At 65.8% G+C, this 17258-nt stretch carries 15 protein-coding genes; all 15 read left to right on the top strand.

The genetic code is table 11. From position 1 onward, the window contains the following. The first annotated feature begins 196 nt into the window (after positions 1 to 196). The 15 genes from GGR25_RS17985 to GGR25_RS17915 all read left to right on the top strand — a co-directional run bounded on the left by GGR25_RS17985 (position 197) and on the right by GGR25_RS17915 (position 17255). On the top strand, positions 197 to 1318 hold the full coding sequence (locus GGR25_RS17985) for a BMP family lipoprotein (protein ID WP_183400191.1): 1122 nt from the start codon (positions 197 to 199) through the stop codon (positions 1316 to 1318). A gap of 9 nt (positions 1319 to 1327) precedes the next feature. Continuing rightward, a complete protein-coding gene (locus GGR25_RS17980; RefSeq protein ID WP_183400190.1) occupies positions 1328 to 2854 on the top strand; it encodes an ABC transporter ATP-binding protein in 1527 nt (508 codons plus the stop codon). Continuing rightward, positions 2851 to 3942: an ABC transporter permease gene (locus GGR25_RS17975; RefSeq protein ID WP_183400189.1), complete on the top strand. Its 1092-nt coding sequence runs from the start codon at positions 2851 to 2853 to the stop codon at positions 3940 to 3942. Before GGR25_RS17980 ends, GGR25_RS17975 begins: the two co-directional genes overlap by 4 nt. After that, positions 3939 to 4853, top strand: a complete 915-nt coding sequence (locus GGR25_RS17970; protein ID WP_183400188.1) for an ABC transporter permease — start codon at positions 3939 to 3941, stop codon at positions 4851 to 4853. Before GGR25_RS17975 ends, GGR25_RS17970 begins: the two co-directional genes overlap by 4 nt. A gap of 82 nt (positions 4854 to 4935) precedes the next feature. After that, positions 4936 to 5898, top strand: coding sequence for a nucleoside hydrolase (locus GGR25_RS17965; protein ID WP_183400187.1), 963 nt, complete (start codon positions 4936 to 4938; stop codon positions 5896 to 5898). 229 nt (positions 5899 to 6127) lie between these two features. Beyond that, positions 6128 to 7150 carry a LacI family DNA-binding transcriptional regulator gene (locus tag GGR25_RS17960; RefSeq protein WP_183400186.1) on the top strand — a complete coding sequence of 341 codons (1023 nt, stop codon included), beginning with the start codon at positions 6128 to 6130 and terminating at the stop codon, positions 7148 to 7150. Positions 7151 to 7357: 207 nt separating this feature from the next. Continuing rightward, on the top strand, positions 7358 to 8842 hold the full coding sequence (locus GGR25_RS17955; RefSeq protein ID WP_183400185.1) for a xylulokinase: 1485 nt from the start codon (positions 7358 to 7360) through the stop codon (positions 8840 to 8842). A 65-nt stretch (positions 8843 to 8907) separates the two neighbouring features. Further along, positions 8908 to 10122, top strand: coding sequence for an ABC transporter substrate-binding protein (locus GGR25_RS17950; RefSeq protein WP_183400184.1), 1215 nt, complete (start codon positions 8908 to 8910; stop codon positions 10120 to 10122). 70 nt (positions 10123 to 10192) lie between these two features. After that, positions 10193 to 11050 carry a branched-chain amino acid ABC transporter permease gene (locus tag GGR25_RS17945; RefSeq protein WP_183400183.1) on the top strand — a complete coding sequence of 286 codons (858 nt, stop codon included), beginning with the start codon at positions 10193 to 10195 and terminating at the stop codon, positions 11048 to 11050. Between the two features lie 13 nt (positions 11051 to 11063). Continuing rightward, positions 11064 to 12020: a branched-chain amino acid ABC transporter permease gene (locus tag GGR25_RS17940; protein ID WP_183400182.1), complete on the top strand. Its 957-nt coding sequence runs from the start codon at positions 11064 to 11066 to the stop codon at positions 12018 to 12020. Beyond that, complete coding sequence (locus GGR25_RS17935; protein ID WP_183400181.1) at positions 12017 to 12796, top strand: ABC transporter ATP-binding protein; 780 nt, start codon at positions 12017 to 12019, stop codon at positions 12794 to 12796. The genes GGR25_RS17940 and GGR25_RS17935 overlap by 4 nt, the downstream gene beginning before the upstream one ends. Then, positions 12759 to 13469, top strand: a complete 711-nt coding sequence (locus GGR25_RS17930) for an ABC transporter ATP-binding protein (RefSeq protein ID WP_183400180.1) — start codon at positions 12759 to 12761, stop codon at positions 13467 to 13469. The genes GGR25_RS17935 and GGR25_RS17930 overlap by 38 nt, the downstream gene beginning before the upstream one ends. Before the next feature lie 11 nt (positions 13470 to 13480). Continuing rightward, positions 13481 to 14599, top strand: a complete 1119-nt coding sequence (locus tag GGR25_RS17925) for an iron-containing alcohol dehydrogenase (protein ID WP_183400179.1) — start codon at positions 13481 to 13483, stop codon at positions 14597 to 14599. A gap of 3 nt (positions 14600 to 14602) precedes the next feature. Then, the gene (locus GGR25_RS17920) at positions 14603 to 15826 is read left to right on the top strand and encodes a mandelate racemase/muconate lactonizing enzyme family protein (protein ID WP_183400178.1); all 1224 of its coding nucleotides are present in this window, start codon (positions 14603 to 14605) and stop codon (positions 15824 to 15826) included. Position 15827: 1 nt separating this feature from the next. After that, complete coding sequence (locus tag GGR25_RS17915) at positions 15828 to 17255, top strand: aldehyde dehydrogenase family protein (protein WP_183400177.1); 1428 nt, start codon at positions 15828 to 15830, stop codon at positions 17253 to 17255. Positions 17256 to 17258: the final 3 nt, after the last annotated feature.

Raw genomic sequence — 17258 nt, 5'->3', positions numbered from 1 at the left:
TTCACATCAGATCGCGCCCATCAAATGATCTTGACGGCGCGACGCTGCCGGCTAAGGTAATGGAAAACGTTTAACTGTACACGGAAAAGCGCTCCGCGACGCTCAACCGTCCTCCTTTCACGCAGGGTTTCGCCCGGGGATCGACCTGTCCATCCCGGGCGGGAAGAATTCGTCTGATCAGGGAACAGAGAGAACCATGTCGAACATCACCCGCCGGGGTCTCGCGACCCTTCTCCTCGGTGTCAGCGCCGTTGCCACGCTCGGCTTCGGAATTTTGAGCGGTCCGGCCGAAGCGGCGGACAAGCCGAAGAAGGTCATCTTCCTCGTCAATGGCACGCTTGGCGACAAATCCTATTTCGACCTCGGCGCAGCCGGCATCCAGGCGATCAAGGCCAAGTATGGCGATGCGGTCGAGACCAAGATCCTCGAGATGGGCAACGACCAGACCAAGTGGCAGCCGGCCTTCGAGGACGTATCGGAGCAGGACTGGGACCTGATCTTCGCCTGCACCTATGAGATTTCGGACATCATCGCCGAGGTCGCGCCGAATCATCCGGACAAGACTTATGCCGTCATCGATGCGGTGGTGCCCTATTCGCAGGGCAATCTCGGCAATGTCTATGCGGTCTCCTTCAAGCAGAACGAAGGGTCCTACCTCGCGGGCATCCTCGCTGCGGGCCTTCTGAAGGACGGCACGATTCCGGCCGACCAGGGCACGTCGATCGGCTTCCTCGGCGGCATGGACATTCCCGGCATCAACGACTTCCTGGCGGGCTATATCGAGGGCGCGCAGTCGGTCAATCCGGACATCAAGGTCGCCATCTCCTATGCCGGTACCTTCGACGATGCGGCGAAGGGCAAGGAACTGGCGCTGGCGCAGTATCGTTCCGGCACCGCGATCGGCTTCAACGTTGCCGGCCAGACGGGCCTCGGCCAGTTGGCTGCGGCGAAGGAAGTCGGCAAATGGGCGCTCGGCGTCAATTCCGACCAGGAAGCGATCTTCCGGGACACCGATCCGGCCATGGCCGACTGGGTGGCGAGCTCGATGGTCAAGAAGGTCGATGTCAGCATGCTCCGCGCCTATGACCTCTATGTCGAAGGCAAGCTGCCGGTCGGCCAGGTCGAGGCCATCGGCCTTGCGGAGGATTCGGTCGGCCTTGTCGAGACCGGCAATATGGCGAAGCTGGCCTCGCCCGAGCTCAAGCAGAAGATCGCGGCGGCGAAGGCCGGGATCATCGACGGCTCGATCAAGGTGACGTCCGGCTTCAATCTCGATACCGACAAGCTGAACGCGCTCCGCGACAGCGTCCGTCCCTGAGCGCTGGTGATGACGAACGCGCCTCTGGTCGCCTTTGCCGGCATTTCGAAGACCTACGGCAATGGCACGCTCGCGCTGGACGATGTGTCTTTCTCGATCGCAGGGGGCGTGATCCACGCCATCTGCGGCGAGAATGGCGCGGGCAAGTCGACCCTGATGAAGATCCTGTTCGGCCTCGAGCAGCCTTCGTCGGGCGCGGTGCTGCTCGACGGCAAGGCGGTGGCGATCACGTCGCCCCGCGTTGCCGCCGGGCAGGGCATCGGCATGGTGCACCAGCATTTCTCGCTGGTGCCCTCCCTGTCCGTGACCGAGAACATCGTGCTCGGCCAGGAGCCGCGTCGCGGGGCGTTCATCGACCGCGCGGCGGCGCGCCAGCGGGTCGTCGATCTCGCGCAGCGCTACAATCTCCTGGTCGATCCGGATGCCGTCGTCCGCACGCTCTCGGTAGCGGCGCAGCAGAAGGTCGAGATCCTGAAGGCGCTTTCGCGCGATGTGCGCGTCCTGATCCTCGACGAGCCTACCGCCGTTCTGACGCCGCCCGAGACGGACGAACTGTTCGAGCGGCTGCGCGATCTGCGGGCGGCAGGGCTCACTATCCTGTTCATCTCGCACAAGCTCCGCGAAGTCCGTGCGCTGGCGAGCCACGTTACGGTGCTGAGGGCCGGCCGGCTCGTCGGCGATGCGCCGCTCGATGCGATCGAGGACGATGCGATCGCGCGCCTCGTCATGGGCCAGGCGGAGCGGCCGAAACTGAAGCGCGGCGGCCGCGTGTCCGGCGCCGCGACGGTCACGCTGGCGGACGTCTCGCTTGCCGCGCGCGACGCGGCGGACCGGCTGCACGACCTCGACCTCGCGATCCATGCCGGCGAAATCCTGGGCGTCGCGGGCGTCGATGGCAGCGGGCAGCGCGGTCTCGTCTCCGTGCTGACGGGCCGCATTCAGCCGAGCGCCGGCGCCATCGCCTATGACGGCCATTCGATCGCCGGGCTCGGCACCGCGGCGCTGCGCCAGCGCGGTCTCGCCCACCTGCCGGCCGACCGGTTTCATGATGGCGGCTCGAAGCGGATGTCGCTCGTCGAGAACGCAATCGCCGGCGCCCACCGTCTGGCGGCGTTCTCGTCGGGGCCGTTCCTGAAACGGCGCGCCATGGAGGCGCGGACGGTCCAGATGATCGAGCGCTACAATGTCCGCGCGCCCGGTCCGAAGGCGCCGCTTGCGGCGCTGTCCGGCGGCAATGCGCAAAAGCTCATCGCGGCGCGCGAATTCGCGACGGAGCCGCGCTTCCTGATCGCCGACCAGCCGACGCGCGGCATCGATGTCGCCGCCGCTGCCTTCCTGCATGAGCGGCTGTCGGAGCTCGCCGAAAAAGGCTGTGCTGTCCTGCTCATCACCGCCGATCTCGACGAGTTGCTCGCGCTCTCGGACCGGATCGTCGTTCTCTATGCCGGCCGCATTGTCGCGCGGATGGAGAACGGCCCCGATCTGACGCCGGAGCGGCTCGGTCCCTCCATGCTCGGACTGGAGAGCGCGGCATGATCCGCTCCGCCCTTGCTTCCTTCGTCATCACGGCGGTCCTGCTGGTGGTCGTCGTCGGCATCGTGCTCGTCCCGATCGCGATGCAAATGCCGGATCCGCTCGCCGTCCTCGACATGTTCGTGCTCGGCCCGTTCCGCAATCCGCGCCATACCGGCAACATCATCGAGATGGCGACGCCCGGCATGATGTGCGGTCTCGCCGTCGCGATCATGCTGCGCGCCGGCATGTTCAATCTCGGCGTCGAGGGCGCGTTCTTCCTCGGCGGCCTCGCGACGGTCGCGACCGTGCTGCTCGTTCCGCTGCCCGGCTGGGCGATGGCGCCGGTCGGCCTCGCCGTCGGCGCCGTGGTGGGCTCCAGCGTCTGCGCGGTGCCGGGGCTTCTGCGCGCGCGCTACGATGCGTCCGAGCTCGTCTCCTCGCTGATGCTGAATTTTGCGGCGCTCTTCATCGGCCTCTTCATCGTCAATTATTTCCTGCGCGATCCGACGGCCGGCGCCATGGTGTCCTACAAGATCCCGAATGACGCCCGGCTGCCGCGCCTCGTGGCGGGAACACGCATCCATCTCGGGACGATCATCGCCGTTGCCGGCTGCCTGCTCGGCACCGTCTATCTCTTCATGACGCGCGCCGGCTTCGAATCCCGGATCGTCGGCCTCAATCCCGCCTTCGCGGCCCATCTCGGCCTGCCGATCCGCTGGATTCTGCTCAGATCGCAATTGATCGGCGGATTGATCGCTGCCGGCGCGGGCGGCATCGAGATGCTCGGCCTCTATCAGCGTTTCTCCTGGCAGGGGCTGCCCGGCAATGGCTGGACCGGCGTGGTCGTCGCCATCCTGGCGCGCGACAACCCGATCCTGCTGATCCCCGCGGCGCTCTTCCTGTCCTATCTGCAGGTGGGCGGCGATCTGATCTCGCGCAATTTCGACGTGCCGAGCGAAGCGGTCGGGTTGATCCAGGCGCTGGTGCTGCTCGTCGTCACCTCGTCGGCCATCATGCGCAATCCGCGCCTGCTGCGCTTCATCACCGGCCGGAAAGCCGCCGCGAACAAGACGTCCGGACCGAAGGTCGCCGAAGGGAGCGCCGCATGAGCGACATCGATTTCGTCGGGCTTCTGAGCTTCGTCCCCGCCATTCTGCGCGTCACGACGCCGATCCTGCTCGCCGCGCTCGGCGTGCTGATCTCGGACCGGGCCGGCGTTCTCAATATCGGCGTCGAGGGTATGATGCTGTCGGGCGCCTTTGTCGGCGTCGTCGCGAGCGCCGCGACGGGCAGCGCGGCGGCCGGCCTCATCGGCGCGATCATCGTCGGCGGACTGCTTGGCGCGGTGCTCGCCGGCGCGGTCCATATCCTGAAGGCCGACCTGATCCTCTCCGGCATCGCGCTCAATATCGCGGCGGCGGCCGGCACGACCTTGCTGCTGTTCCTGATGACCGGCGACAAGGGCATGTCGGGATCGCTGGCGAGCCAGGTCCTGCCCAAGGTGACCATTCCGGTGATCGCGGATATTCCGCTGCTCGGCACGCTGCTCTCCGGCCATCATATCCTGACCTATGTCGCGTTCCTCGCCGTCCCCGGCGTCGGCATCTTCCTGACGCGCACGCCGCTCGGCCTCCGTCTTCGCGCCGTCGGCGAGAGCCCGGAATCGGCGGCGATCGCGGGGATCAACGTCGTGCGGGTCCAGGTCATGGCGCTGATCGTCTCGGGCGCCTTCGTCGGCACCGGCGGTGCGTTCCTCTCCATGGGTTATGTCAGCTGGTTCTCGCAGGATATGAGCGCCGGCCGCGGCTTCATCGCGCTGGCCGCCGAAGTCATGGGGCATGGCAGCGCGTCGGGAACGATGTTCGCGTCGCTCCTTCTCGGCGCGGCCGAGGCGATCGCGGTCGCGCTGCAGGGCAGAGGACTGCCGAGCGAATTGATGCAGACCGTGCCCTACATCGTCCCGGTGATCGCCCTCGTCGTCTATGCCCGCCGCCGCCAGCGGCTCCTCGCGCGCGCTTGAGGCCTTCGCCGCGCTCGCCATCCCCCATCCCCGGCTTCATCGCCCGGCCTTGCCCGCGGCGGACAGAAAGGACGTCTTCTCGATGGATAAGATCAAGGTCATCTTCGACACCGACCCTGGCGTCGACGATGCGATGGCGCTCCTCTTCCTGCATCGCGCGCCGCAAGTGGATCTCGTGGGCGTCACGACGACCTTCGGCAATGGCCGGATCGCCACGACGACGTGGAACGCGCTCTACCTGACGGAGCGCTTCGGCATCGACGCGCCGGTCGCCAGCGGCACGGCGGCCCCGCTGGTCGGCCCGGTGCCGGCGCCGACGGAATTCGTCCATGGCGCCAACGCCCTTGGCGACATCGATCTGCCGGAGCGCATCACGCGCGAGGCCGATCCGCGGCCCGCGCATCGCTTCATCATCGACACCGTCCGGGCCAATCCGGGCGAGATCACCATCGTGGCGGTCGGCCGGATGACCAATCTCGCCCTCGCGCTCCGCGAGGACCCGGCGATTGTCGGCCTGGTGCGCGAGATCATCATCATGGGCGGCGCGTTCGGCTATAATGGCTTCCACGGCAATGTGACGCCCGTGGCCGAGGCCAATATCTACGGCGATCCGCTGGCCGCCGACGAAGTGTTCGGCGGCACCTGGCCGATCACGGTGGTCGGGCTCGACGTCACGCAGCGCACGCAGATGACGACCGAATATCTGCAGGCGCTGGCAAAAGACGGCGGCGAAGTCGGCCGGTTCATCTGGGACATCACGCGCTTCTACGTGGCCTTCCATCACGCGGCCGGCGTGCCCAACATGTTCGTCCACGATTCCTCGGCCGTCGCCTATCTGCTGGACCCGACCCTGTTCGCAACGCGCCGCGGCGCGCTCCGCGTTGTCACCGAAGGGCTCGCGATCGGCCAGACGATCCAGAAGCCCGACGACTACAACTTCCCCCCGGGAGCCTGGGACGACCGCCCCTCACACGCCATCTGCATCGACGTCGATCCGGCGCGCCTGCTGGCGCTTTATCGTCGGACGATCGTGGGCGGCGCCTGAGGCGAGCTTGGGACTGCGGCCGCAACCGCGACTGCATGGAGCCACAGTCGGTTACATGACGGCCGCGATAAGGGTCGGCACACGCGACAACTCGGCTTCGTTGCCGCAACCGGCTGCGGCCCGACGGCCAGCCCGGACGCCCCTGCCGCAAATTCCCCCGGGACGGCCTCGAAACTCATTTCGGAGGTGCTATACCCTCGAGTAAATCGATTGTTGAGGGAGAATCGACTTGGTCGGGCCGAAGGTGACGCTGGGGGTTCTTGCGGAGCGGACCGGCTTCGACAAGTCGACCATCTCTCGTGCATTGCGCAACGACCCGACCCTCTCGATCCGGGCCGAGAACCTCGCGCTCATCAAACGGACGGCCGAGGAACTCGGTTATCGTCCCGATCCGGCCGGCCGAAGCCTCAAGGCATCGCGAAGCTATGCACTCGGGGCTGTCGTGCCCTCGCTCCAGAACCAGATCCACGCCCAGATCGTCGAGGGCGCCCAGAGCGCCTGCCTCGCCGCCGGCTATTCCCTGCTCGTCGTGCATGCGGAGCCGGGGCGTCCGCAGCGCGAGCTCTATCGCCAGCTGGTCGAGAAGCACCGGGTCGAGGGGCTGCTTGTGCTGACCTTGCAGAACGAGGCGGCCGAGCTTCCCGAACTCGCGGCGCTCGGCGTGCCGGTGGTGATGGTGAACCGGCGCTCGGAGGGCTTCGGCAATTTCGTCGTGGTGGATGAGCGCGCGGGGGGGGAGCTTGCCACGCGCCATCTGATCGATATCGGCCATCGCCGGATCGCGCATCTCAGCGGCGAGATCGGCCGCTTCAACGCCGGCGAACGCTTCCAGGGTTATCGTGATGCGCTGGACAAGGCCGGGATCGCCTTTGACGCGGACCTCGTCGAGCCGGCCGGCTATTCCTTCGAGCAGGGCGCGGCCGCGATGGAGCGTCTTCTCGATCGCCGTCAGGGGACGTTCACCGCGGTGTTCGTCGTCACGCTGATGGCTGCGGCGGGCGCGATCAGCACCCTTCGCAGGCGCGGCGTCGCCGTTCCGGGCGACGTATCGGTCATGGCATTCCACGATGGCCTGCTGGCGCGCGCCATCTCCCCGACGCTGACCACTATCGCCTATCCGCTCGTCGACATGGGCGCGGCGGCAGCGAAAGGCATGATCGACATTCTCGAGAAGCGCCGCGCTGCCATCACCATGACCTTCGCCGAAGGGCGCGTCATCGAGCGCGAGAGCACGGCGGCGATCCAGTCGTGAGATGCGCTTGACTCGATTTCGCCGGCGCCCTATTGGAGAGTTAGTAAAACGTTGGACTAGTCGATTTTCTGCGATTTCGACACAGTCCGCGCGGAAGGACACCGCAATGGATTGCCTATGGTTGCCGCGCGCGCCGCTGTCGCGCCGCGGGAGAGCGGGGCTGTGCCACGCTGCCCGCTTCCTGCCCCTCAGCGGGGCACGCTAGGCATGTTTCTCGGAATCGATCTCGGCGCCGGCAGTCTCAAGGCGACGGTCATCAGGCGTGACGGCGCTGTGCTGGCGGAGGCCTCCGCGCCGGTCGAGACCGTGCGCCCGAGGCCCGGCTGGGCCGAGCAGGAACCGTCGGGCTGGCTGCACGCCCTGTCGGCCGCCTTGAAGGCCGTGGGCGAGCGGATCGATCTCGGCGGGCTCAACGGCATTTCCTTCACCGGCGGGACGCATACCTGCGTCCTGCTCGACGCCCACGGCGAAGTTGTCCGCCGGCCGATTCTCTGGAGCGACCAGCGCGCCGGGGCGGAGGCCGCCGCCCTCAATGAGCGCATGCAAGACCGGCTCATCGCGATCGCCTATAACAAGGCGGCGCCGACCTGGTCGATCGCGCCGCTGCACTGGCTGGTCAAGAACGATCCGGACGCGGTGCGGCGGACGGCGAAGGTCCTGTTCGTGAAGGACTATCTGCGCCACCAGCTGACGGGCGACTGCCTGACCGACCGGATTGATGCGCAGGGCACGCTGATGCTCGACGGTGGCGATTTCACCTGGTCCGACGAGCTCTGCGACGCGATCGGCTGGGACCGCGCGACGCTGCCCGAAATCCGCAACCCGACCGACCGGGCGGGCGTGGTCACGGAGAATGCCGCCCGGCGCTTTGGTCTGCGCGGCGGCACGGACGTCTATGTCGGCACCTGCGACACCGCCGCCGAAGTCTGGGCGGCCGGCGCCGTCGATGTCGGCAGCGCGGTGATCAAGCTGGCGACCGCCGGCGTCGTGAGCGTCATGGTCGACCGGCCCTATCTGCAGACCGACATCGCCTATAAGAGCTTCGTCGTGCCGCAGAGCGGCTATGTGCTCGCCGCCATCAATTCCTGTGCCTCCGCGCACAAATGGCTTCGGAACGTCATTGGCGGCCGCGGCACGGCGGCGGCGTCCTTCGATGAGCTGGATCGCGAGGCCGGAGCGACCGCGCCGGGCGCCGACGGCCTCCTGTTTCACCCCTATTTGCAGGGCGAGCGGGCACCCTATTGGGACCCGGCGCTGCGTGCCGACTTCCTCGGCTTGACCATGTCGCATGATCGCGGCCATCTCGTGCGCGCCTTCTATGAGGGTGTCGCCTTTGCGCTGCGCGATGCGGCCAGCCGCTTCCGTGCGGCGGGCCTCGGGATCGGCAGCGCAAGCCTCGTCGGCGGCGGCGCGGTCAGCGAAGTCTGGGCGCAGATCATCGCCGACGTCTTCGCCATCCAGGTGCGACGCCCGGTGCATGGGGACGCCTCCTATGCCGCCGCCCTCATGGCGGCCGTCGGAGCCGGGGCCTTCACGGACGAGACCGACGCCGTGCGCCGCGCCGTCGTCTTCGGTCCGGCCATCCGGCCGCGCGAGGACGTCGCCATCACCTATGACCGGCTCTTCGACCGGTACCAGAGATCCAAGCAACTGCTGACCGCACTCAATCACGAGATCAGCGCCGACGCCTGATTTTGCCGGTTGCTGGGCGCTTGGTCCCCGCGACGGCAGAGCGATGAACCTTGGGAGGAGACAAGATGAAGAACTGGATACGATCCGTCGCTCTTGCGACGGCGGTGGCGAGCCTCGCGGCGCCTGCCCTTGCCGATGACGACACCTTCAAGGTCGGCATGGTCACCTATCTGACGGGCGACTGGGGCTATCCCGGCACGTCGACGAAGCGCTCGTTCGAGATCGCGGCCGAGATGAAGGGGACCGTGCTCGGCAAGAAGATCGAGCCGGTGATCGTCGACGCGCAGAACCCGAACAACCAGGTCGCCGAAGCCCAGCGTCTGATGGCCCAGGGCATCAAGTTCTACATCCAGGGCTACAACCTCGTTCCGGTCCCGCTTGCGCGCTATGTCGTCGACAATGGCGGCCTGATGGCGGACGGCACGAGCTGGTTCCCCGACCTCACCGAGGAAGGCGGCTACCAGAACTACTTCATGTTCATGCCGTCCTGGAAAGACTTCTCCAAGACGCTGGTCGATTATTCGCTGAAGTTCGGCAAGGACAATCTCGGCAAGGACCCGAAGGACCTCAAGATCGCCCTGATCGGCAATCCGATCATGAGCTATGTCGGCGACGAGGCAGCCCGCATTCTCGAGGAAAAGGGCATCCCCGCGGCCATCCATGAGACCTATGGCAACGACATCGCCGATTTCACGCCCCTCATCACCAAGATGAAGGAAGCGAATATCGACATCGTCATCCCCTATCAGCTCGGTTCCGATGCGGAGCTGTATCGCCGCCAGGCCGCCGGCCTGCAGGAGACGCCGCCGATCCTGCTCGCCGCGGGCGTCGGCTATGACCAGCCCGAATTCGCCAATATGGGCGATGCCGCGCTCGGTTCGATGTCGCTGTCCTACACCGTTCCGGAGATGAAGGAAGCGTCCGCGCCCGGCCTCAAGGAGTTCAAGGAGCGCTACAAGGCGAAGTATGGCGAGCTTCCGGTCACGCATGGTCTGCAGACCTTCGCGACCGCCATGGCCTTCTTCGAGATGGTCGAGAAGGCAGGATCCTTCGACATCGACAAGGTCCGCCAGACCATGGAGACCATCGAGATCCCCCGCGGCCAGTTGCCGAACTACTGGGGCGTCAAGTTCGACGAGAAGCACAACAACACGCTGGCCAACCCGCTGATCATCGGCCAGTGGATTCCCGGCCCCGATGGCAAGCCGGTCTACAAGGTCGTCTATCCGGCCGAGCTGGCGGTCGCCGATCCGATCATCCCCTACTTCAAGAAGCATTGAGCCGCGGATCCGACGGAGGCGCATCCGCGCCTCCGTCACCCCGGCGCGCCAGGACCGTCCCGCCCAGATCATGACGCCCCAGATCATCATCACGCTGCTGCTGAACGGCCTGTTCACCGGCGCCATCTACGGCCTCTTCGCGAGCGGGCTGACCTTCCAGCTGGGCTCGCTGTCGATCGCCAATTTCGGCTATGGCAGCTGGCTGATCCTGGCGATGTACACGACCTTCTTCGCGCTCAAGATCTGGAACGTGCCGCTTGCCTTCGTCGTGCTCGTCCTGCCGGTCATCTACTTCGCGGCCGGTTATGTCATCCGCAACCGGCTGCTGGTCGGCGGCTCGCTGAACGTCCAGATCCTGTCCACCATCGGCATCGCGATGATCGTCGATGGTCTGATCATCCTGTTCTATTCGCCGGCGCCCCGCACGCTCGGGATCATCGAACCGCTGATCGAGATCGCGCCGGGGATCCGCATCGGCGCCATCCGCCTCACCGTCTTCATCCTCGCCGCGGTGCTGCTCGTCCTCTTCCAGCTCTTCCTGCAGCGCTCGCACCTTGGAAAGGTGATCCGCGCCGTCGTGCTCGAGAAGGAGACGGCGATGCTGATGGGCATCAATTCCGAACGGATCATCGGCATCGCCTTCGGCATCAGCTTCGTGCTCATCGCGATATCCGGGATCATGCTGATCCACCTCTTCCCGGTCACGACCTCTGCCGGCTCGTCCTACCAGTTGATGAGCTTTCTCATCGCGACGATCGCGGGGCTCGGCAACATGCGCGGCGCCTTCTATGCGGGCCTCGCCATCGGCGTCCTGAATGCCTTCCTGCTCTACTTCGCCGCCTCCTTCGTCACGGTCGTGATTTTCAGCCTCTTCGTCGTCGTCCTGATCCTGCGTTCGGGCAGGACGGCGGGCATGCGGCATATCTGAGGAACGCACACCCATGCATCGCAACCTGGCTAGACCGGTCGGCATAGCGATCATCGTCGGCTTGATCGGCGTGCTGCTGACATTGCCGCTGTTTCCCTCGCCATCGACGACCTATTTCATGGGCCTGATCCTGCAGGTCATGCTGTTCGTCTATCTGGCGCAGGCCTGGAATCTGGCCGGCGGGCTCGCGGGTCTCTTCAGCCTCGGCCACAGCGCCTATTTCGGCATCGGCGCTTATGCCTACGCCGTCGGTGTCGCCAAATACGGCCTCCCTCCCCTCGCCTGCTTCGCCATCGGCCTGTTCCTGAGCGCCGTCCTCGCGGTGATCACCGGCCTCATCAGCACGCGCCTGTCCGGTATGTTCTTCGCAATGGTGACGCTGGGGCTCAACGAGATTCTTCTCAATCTCGCCTCGCAGCTGACCTGGCTCACCAAGGGCGACGCCGGCACCTATCTGAGGAAGCAGTTCACGATCAGCTTCACCACGGCCTATTGGGTGTTCTTCGGGCTCTGCATCGCGGCTTTCGTGCTGATGGCGCTCATCCGGCACTCCAAGCTCGGCACGCTGTGCGTCGCGATCAAGGAGAACGAAGCTTTCTCGCGCGCCATCGGCGTGAATACCGGGCTCTGGAAGATCGTGATCCTGCTGATCAGCGCCGCGATGGTGTCGATCGGCGGCGGGTTCTTCGCGATGTACCAGGGCATTGTCGCACCTACGATGGTCTTCTCCTTCTCGATCTCGATCAAGATGCTGATCGTCACGATGATCGGCGGCATGGGCACGGTCTTCGGACCGCTGGCCGGCGCGGTCCTGATCGTGTTCGACGAGTTGGTCCGTGCCTGGCTCGGCAGTTCGTTCGGTGGCGTTTCGCTCGTCGCCTATGGCACCATTCTCGTCATCTGCGTCCTGTTCCTGCCGAAGGGAATCATGGAGCGGCTGCGCCCCGCCAGCCGGGAGGCATCGTCATGAGCATCAACATGGCGAAGTCCCAGCCCATGCTCGAAGTGGTCGGGCTCGGCAAGACGTTCGGCGGGCTGGCAGCCAATGCGGATGTCTCGTTCAGCGTGGCGCGCGGTAGCATCTCCGGCCTGATCGGTCCGAACGGCGCCGGCAAATCCACCCTGTTCAAGACGATCCTCGGTGTCCATCGGCCGGATACGGGTCGTATCATGCTGGACGGCCAGGACATCACCCAGGCCAGCCAGCAAAGCCGGTGCCGCAGCGGGCTCTGCTGCACGTTCCAGATCTCGGAAAGCTTCACGGAGATGGACGTCCGCGAGTCCGCGATGGTCGCGGCGTATTGCAGGACGTCGCGCCGGAGCGAGGCGCGGTCGATCGCCGACGCCATCCTGACGGATCTCGGCCTCGCGGCCCGCGCCGGACGGCGGAACTCGGAACTCAACGCCTTCGAACGGAAGAAGGCGGAACTCGCCACGGCGCTCGCGACGCGGCCGAAGCTGCTGCTGCTCGACGAACTCTTCGCCGGCTGCTCGCTCGGCGAAATCTCGGAGCTGATCGACATTCTCGGACGGCTGAACCAGCGGGACGGCATCACGCTGATCATCGTCGAGCACGTGCTGCACGTGATCATGAGCATGAGCGACCAGGTCATCGTGCTGGAGAGCGGACGGATCATCGAAACCGGAACGCCCGAGCAGGTCTCGACGTCCCCCGCCGTGCTGAAGGCGTATCTCGGAGAAGACTACAATGTTGATGAGCATCAACAATTTAGACGCCCGGGTTGAACGCCTCCCCGTCCTGAAGGGGGTGAGCCTGGAAGTCGAGGAAGGCCGCATCACGGTCATCGTAGGCGCGAACGGCTCCGGGAAGTCGACCTTGCTGCGCACGATCGTCGGGCTCAATCCGGCGAGCGGGGGCTCAATCCGCTTCAAGGGCGAGGAGATCCAGAATCGCCCGGCCTATGAGATCGCCGCGCTGGGCATATCCCTGGTGCCGGAGGGGCGACGCCTCTTTTCCGAGATGACCGTCTCCGAGAACCTCGAGATGGGCGCCTATCTCTGCCGTCACGACAAGGCGAAGGTCCGGGCCAATCTCGATCGCGTCTACGAGCTCTTTCCCGTCCTGAAGGAGCACCGCGACCGCAAGGCCAAGACCTTCAGCGGCGGCCAGCAACAGATGATCACGCTGGGGCGCGGCCTGATGAGCAGCCCCAAGCTGTTGATGATCGACGAACTGTCTCTGGGTCTCGCGCCCAAGGTGATCAGTGAGATCCTCGAGAAGATCGTCGTCCTGAACAAGCAGGGCATGAGCATCTACCTGGTCGAGCAGAACGTGAAGCAGGCCTTGCGCATCGCCGATTACGGCTACGTGCTCGACAATGGCCGCGTCGCCATGAAGGGCACGGCTCATGCTCTTCTCAACGACGAAAACGTCCAGAAGACCTATCTCGGGCTCTAGGGAACAAGACTGTGTACGGAACCGTCAAGAACTCCGCGCTGCGCGTCCTGGGGGCGCCGCGCGAATACATTCAGGGTCCGGGCGCCCTCGATGAATTGCCGCATCTGTGCGGTCGATATGGATCGGGCGGTCTGCTCGCCGTCGTGGATCCCTTTGTTTACGGCACCATTCGCGAGCGCCTCGAATCCGCGTTCGCCCAAGCCGGGCAGCGTCTCGAATGGGCGGTGTTCGGGGGCGAATGCACGGAGGCCGAGGGCGAACGCCTGGCCGGTCTGGCGCGCGACTGCGACGTGGTCGCGGGCATTGGCGGCGGCAAGTGCATCGACGCCGGCAAATATGCGGGATTGCGCTCCGGCAAGGCCGTCTTCTCGGTTCCGACCATCGCGTCGAACGACGCGCCCACCAGCCGTCTCATCGTCCTCTACGACGGGGCGCACGCGGTCACGGGGACGCGGTACCTTTCCTTCAATCCCGATGTCGTCCTGGCCGACACGGACATTATCGCCGCCGCGCCGCCCCGCTTCCTTCGCGCCGGAATCGGCGACGCGCTGACCAAGATGTTCGAGGCGCGCTCCGTCGCCGCCGGCAAAGGTGGCAACAGCTTCTCGGCGCGACCGCCTTTCGTCGCGGCACGGCTCGGCGAGATCTGCTTCGAGACGATCATCCGCTCGGGAGCGCCCTGCCTGCAGGCGCTCGCGCGCGGCGAGCGTCATGCCGATTTCGAGGAGTTGATCGAAGCGCTGATCCTCCTGAGCGGCCTGACCTTCGAGAGCGGCGGGCTATCGATCGCCCACGCCATGGTGCGCGGCCTCACCCGCGTGCCCGAGCTCTCCGCCTATCTGCATGGCGAGCAGGTCGCCTACAGCGTGCTCGTGCAGCTCCTCGTCGACGGCGACGAAGACATGCTTCGCCGATCGATCGCCTTCAACCGCGCGATCGGCCTCCCCGTCGCGCTCGCCGATTTCGGACTTTCCGACGAGCGCCTCGATCAGGCGATCGAGACGATCGCGGCCAGCACGCTGACATCGCCCTTCCTGCGCAACTACCCTACGCCCATTGCGGCAGCTGACCTCGCGGACGCTATGCGCCGCCTGGAGACGCGCGCCGCCCCCGCCCCATCCGAGAGATAATCCATGCCGGTCATCGACCAGATCGAACTCTTCCATGTGACCGTGCCGCTGCCGGCTCCCTTCGAGCCTGCCTGGGTCCCCGGCGGGGCGCGCACCAAGACCAGCTTCTATCTCATCCATCTCGTCACCGATGATGGCGTGGACGGCTGGAGCGCCTTCTCCGCCTCCGGCCGCGAGCGGGCCGGCATCGGCGACAGCCTGGCCGGCCTCTTTCTCGGCAAGGATCCGACCGACATCGACATGGTGCATGAGCGCATCAAGATCATGGCCGTCGGCGGCATTCGCAACTGGTGGATCGAGCCGGCGTTCTGGGACATCAAGGCCAAGATCGCCGGACTGCCGCTCTACCGCCTGCTCGGCGGCACGGACGACACGATCCGCCTCTACCTTTCCTCCGGCGAGGTGCGCGGCCTGTCCGAGCGGCGCGAGGAGGCGGAGGCCCGGCTCGAGGAAGGATTCGGGACCATGAAGGTCCGTGTCCATGACTGGGACGAGGAGGTGGACATCGCCCAGATCCAGGACATCGCAACTCATATGGCAGGCCGCATGAGCATTGCGGTCGACTGCAATCAGGCCTTTCGCCTGACACAGCATGGCGATGCACCGCTCTGGGATCTCCCCCGCGCCAAGCGCTTTGCCGACGCCGCGGCGGATGTCGGACTGGCCTGGGTCGAAGAGCCGCTGTTCATGGAATGGTACGAAGCAATGGCCGAACTCACGGCCTATTCGCGCGTCCCGATCGCCGGCGCAGAGCTGCATACGGCGGGCTACCCCGAGCTCAAATATATGGTCGAGAAGCGGTGCTATGCCGTGTTCCAGCCGGACGCCATGTGGGCGGGCGGCATCCGGCAGTGCATGCAGGTCGCCGAGCTGTGCCGCCAGCATGGGCTGAAATTCAGCCCGCATAGCTGGGGCAATGGTATCGGCTTCATCGTGAACGCGCATATCATGGCGGCGAGCGGCTTTGCCGGCGAGATGCCGTTCGAGTTTCCATATTGCCCACCCGGCTGGACCATCGAGGCGCGTGACGCGCTCCTCGAGGCGCCATGGCAGCACGATCGTGGATCATTTCACATGCCGACCGCCCCCGGTCTCGGCTTCACGATCGACCAGAAAGCCCTGTCGCAGTTCGGCGCCTGCTTCTTCCGTGCCAAACGGCGCGAGAGTCACTGGATGCCCGAGGCGCTGATGGGCGTGGTTGGTACGCGCGAACAGAAGAAGAGCTGACATGACCTATCACTTCGGAACCTTTACCGCGGGAAGCTGGAAGCGTCGCAGCGGCGGCGATTTCGTCACCGTCAATCCGGCGCAGCCCGACGAGGTCGTTGGCATTTATGACGCCACCGATGCCGCCGAGCTCGATGCGATCTTCGCCAATGCGCGCCGGGCGCAGGCGGAATGGGGAAGCGTGCCGGGCATCCAGCGGCACTCCATCCTCGAGGCATGGCTCGATGCCGTAGAGGCGCGGTGCGACGAGATCGCGCTCGCCATCACGCTCGAGATGGGCAAGACGCTGGCGGATGCGCGCGGCGAGATTCTCTACGCGCTGAAGGAGGCCCGCTTCACCATCGGAGAGGCCAGCCGCGCGATCGGCGAGGTCATGCCTTCGGCCCGGCCGGGGGTGCGCAACATGACGTTGCGTCGCCCGCGCGGCGTCGTCGTCGCGGCAACGCCCTGGAACTATCCCGTGCTGACGCCGCTGCGGAAGCTCGCGCCGGCCTTTGCGCATGGCAATGCCGTCATTTTGAAGCCGTCGGAGATCGCGCCGGCCTCCGCCTGCCTGATGGCCGAGATCGCCGACGCCCATCTGCCGCGCGGCCTGTTCCAGATCGTGCTCGGCGGCCCTGCCGTCGGTGCGGCGCTGGTCTCCCACCCCCGCGCCGACGCGGTCACCTTCACCGGTTCGGTCGAGACCGGGCGGCGGATCTATGTGGCGGCGGCCGCCAATCTGGCCGAGGTGCAGCTCGAACTCGGCGGCAAGAATGGCATCGTGGTGCATGATGCCGACGATCTGGACGCCTGCGCGGACGAGATCGTCGCAGGCACGCTGGAAAATAGCGGACAGCGCTGTACCTCGATCAGCCGCGTGATCGTCAGGCGCGCGATCGCGGCCGATCTGGAGCGCGCAATCGCGGCCCGCATGGAGGCGATTGTCGTCGGCGATGGCCGCGATCCGGCGGTCGGCATGGGACCGATGGCCTCGGCCGCGCATTTCGATCGCGTGACCTCCATGATGGCCCGCGGCGCAGGAGAAGGCGCGCGACTGGCCGCCGGTCATGGGCCGCGCCCCACGGGCGGCTTCTTCCTTCGTCCCACGCTCTACGCCGATGTGCGTCCGGATATGTCGCTGGCGCAGCAGGAAGTCTTCGGTCCGGTGCTGTCGCTGATCCCCTATGACACCGTCGACGAAGCGCTGGCGATCCTCAACGGGGTCGAATTCGGCCTCGCCGCGGCGCTGTTCTCGAACCGGCTCGACGTGGTGCAGCGCTTTGTTGCCGAGGCCCAGGCTGGCATGCTGCACGTCAATCACCAGACCGGCGTCGATCCCAACATGCCCTTTGTCGGCATCAAGAATTCGGGCGTGGGCGCGGCTTCGATCGGTCGTTCCTCGATCCATTTCTACACGACCGAACACTCCGTCTACATCAAGTCGTAAAGC

The sequence above is a fragment of the Kaistia hirudinis genome (genome assembly GCF_014196455.1).
Classification (GTDB): Bacteria; Pseudomonadota; Alphaproteobacteria; order Rhizobiales; family Kaistiaceae; genus Kaistia; species Kaistia hirudinis.
This window is presented reverse-complemented; position numbering and strand designations above follow the sequence as displayed.

Excerpts from the sequence above, each read along its gene's own strand:
- GGR25_RS17985 (WP_183400191.1), top strand. The coding sequence starts at position 197 with ATGTCGAACATCACCCGCCGGGGTCTCGCGACCCTTCTCCTCGGTGTC.
- GGR25_RS17980 (WP_183400190.1), top strand. The coding sequence starts at position 1,328 with ATGACGAACGCGCCTCTGGTCGCCTTTGCCGGCATTTCGAAGACCTAC.
- GGR25_RS17975 (WP_183400189.1), top strand. The coding sequence starts at position 2,851 with ATGATCCGCTCCGCCCTTGCTTCCTTCGTCATCACGGCGGTCCTGCTG.
- GGR25_RS17970 (WP_183400188.1), top strand. The coding sequence starts at position 3,939 with ATGAGCGACATCGATTTCGTCGGGCTTCTGAGCTTCGTCCCCGCCATT.
- GGR25_RS17965 (WP_183400187.1), top strand. The coding sequence starts at position 4,936 with ATGGATAAGATCAAGGTCATCTTCGACACCGACCCTGGCGTCGACGAT.
- GGR25_RS17955 (WP_183400185.1), top strand. The coding sequence starts at position 7,358 with ATGTTTCTCGGAATCGATCTCGGCGCCGGCAGTCTCAAGGCGACGGTC.
- GGR25_RS17950 (WP_183400184.1), top strand. The coding sequence starts at position 8,908 with ATGAAGAACTGGATACGATCCGTCGCTCTTGCGACGGCGGTGGCGAGC.
- GGR25_RS17945 (WP_183400183.1), top strand. The coding sequence starts at position 10,193 with ATGACGCCCCAGATCATCATCACGCTGCTGCTGAACGGCCTGTTCACC.
- GGR25_RS17940 (WP_183400182.1), top strand. The coding sequence starts at position 11,064 with ATGCATCGCAACCTGGCTAGACCGGTCGGCATAGCGATCATCGTCGGC.
- GGR25_RS17935 (WP_183400181.1), top strand. The coding sequence starts at position 12,017 with ATGAGCATCAACATGGCGAAGTCCCAGCCCATGCTCGAAGTGGTCGGG.
- GGR25_RS17930 (WP_183400180.1), top strand. The coding sequence starts at position 12,759 with ATGTTGATGAGCATCAACAATTTAGACGCCCGGGTTGAACGCCTCCCC.
- GGR25_RS17920 (WP_183400178.1), top strand. The coding sequence starts at position 14,603 with ATGCCGGTCATCGACCAGATCGAACTCTTCCATGTGACCGTGCCGCTG.
- GGR25_RS17915 (WP_183400177.1), top strand. The coding sequence starts at position 15,828 with ATGACCTATCACTTCGGAACCTTTACCGCGGGAAGCTGGAAGCGTCGC.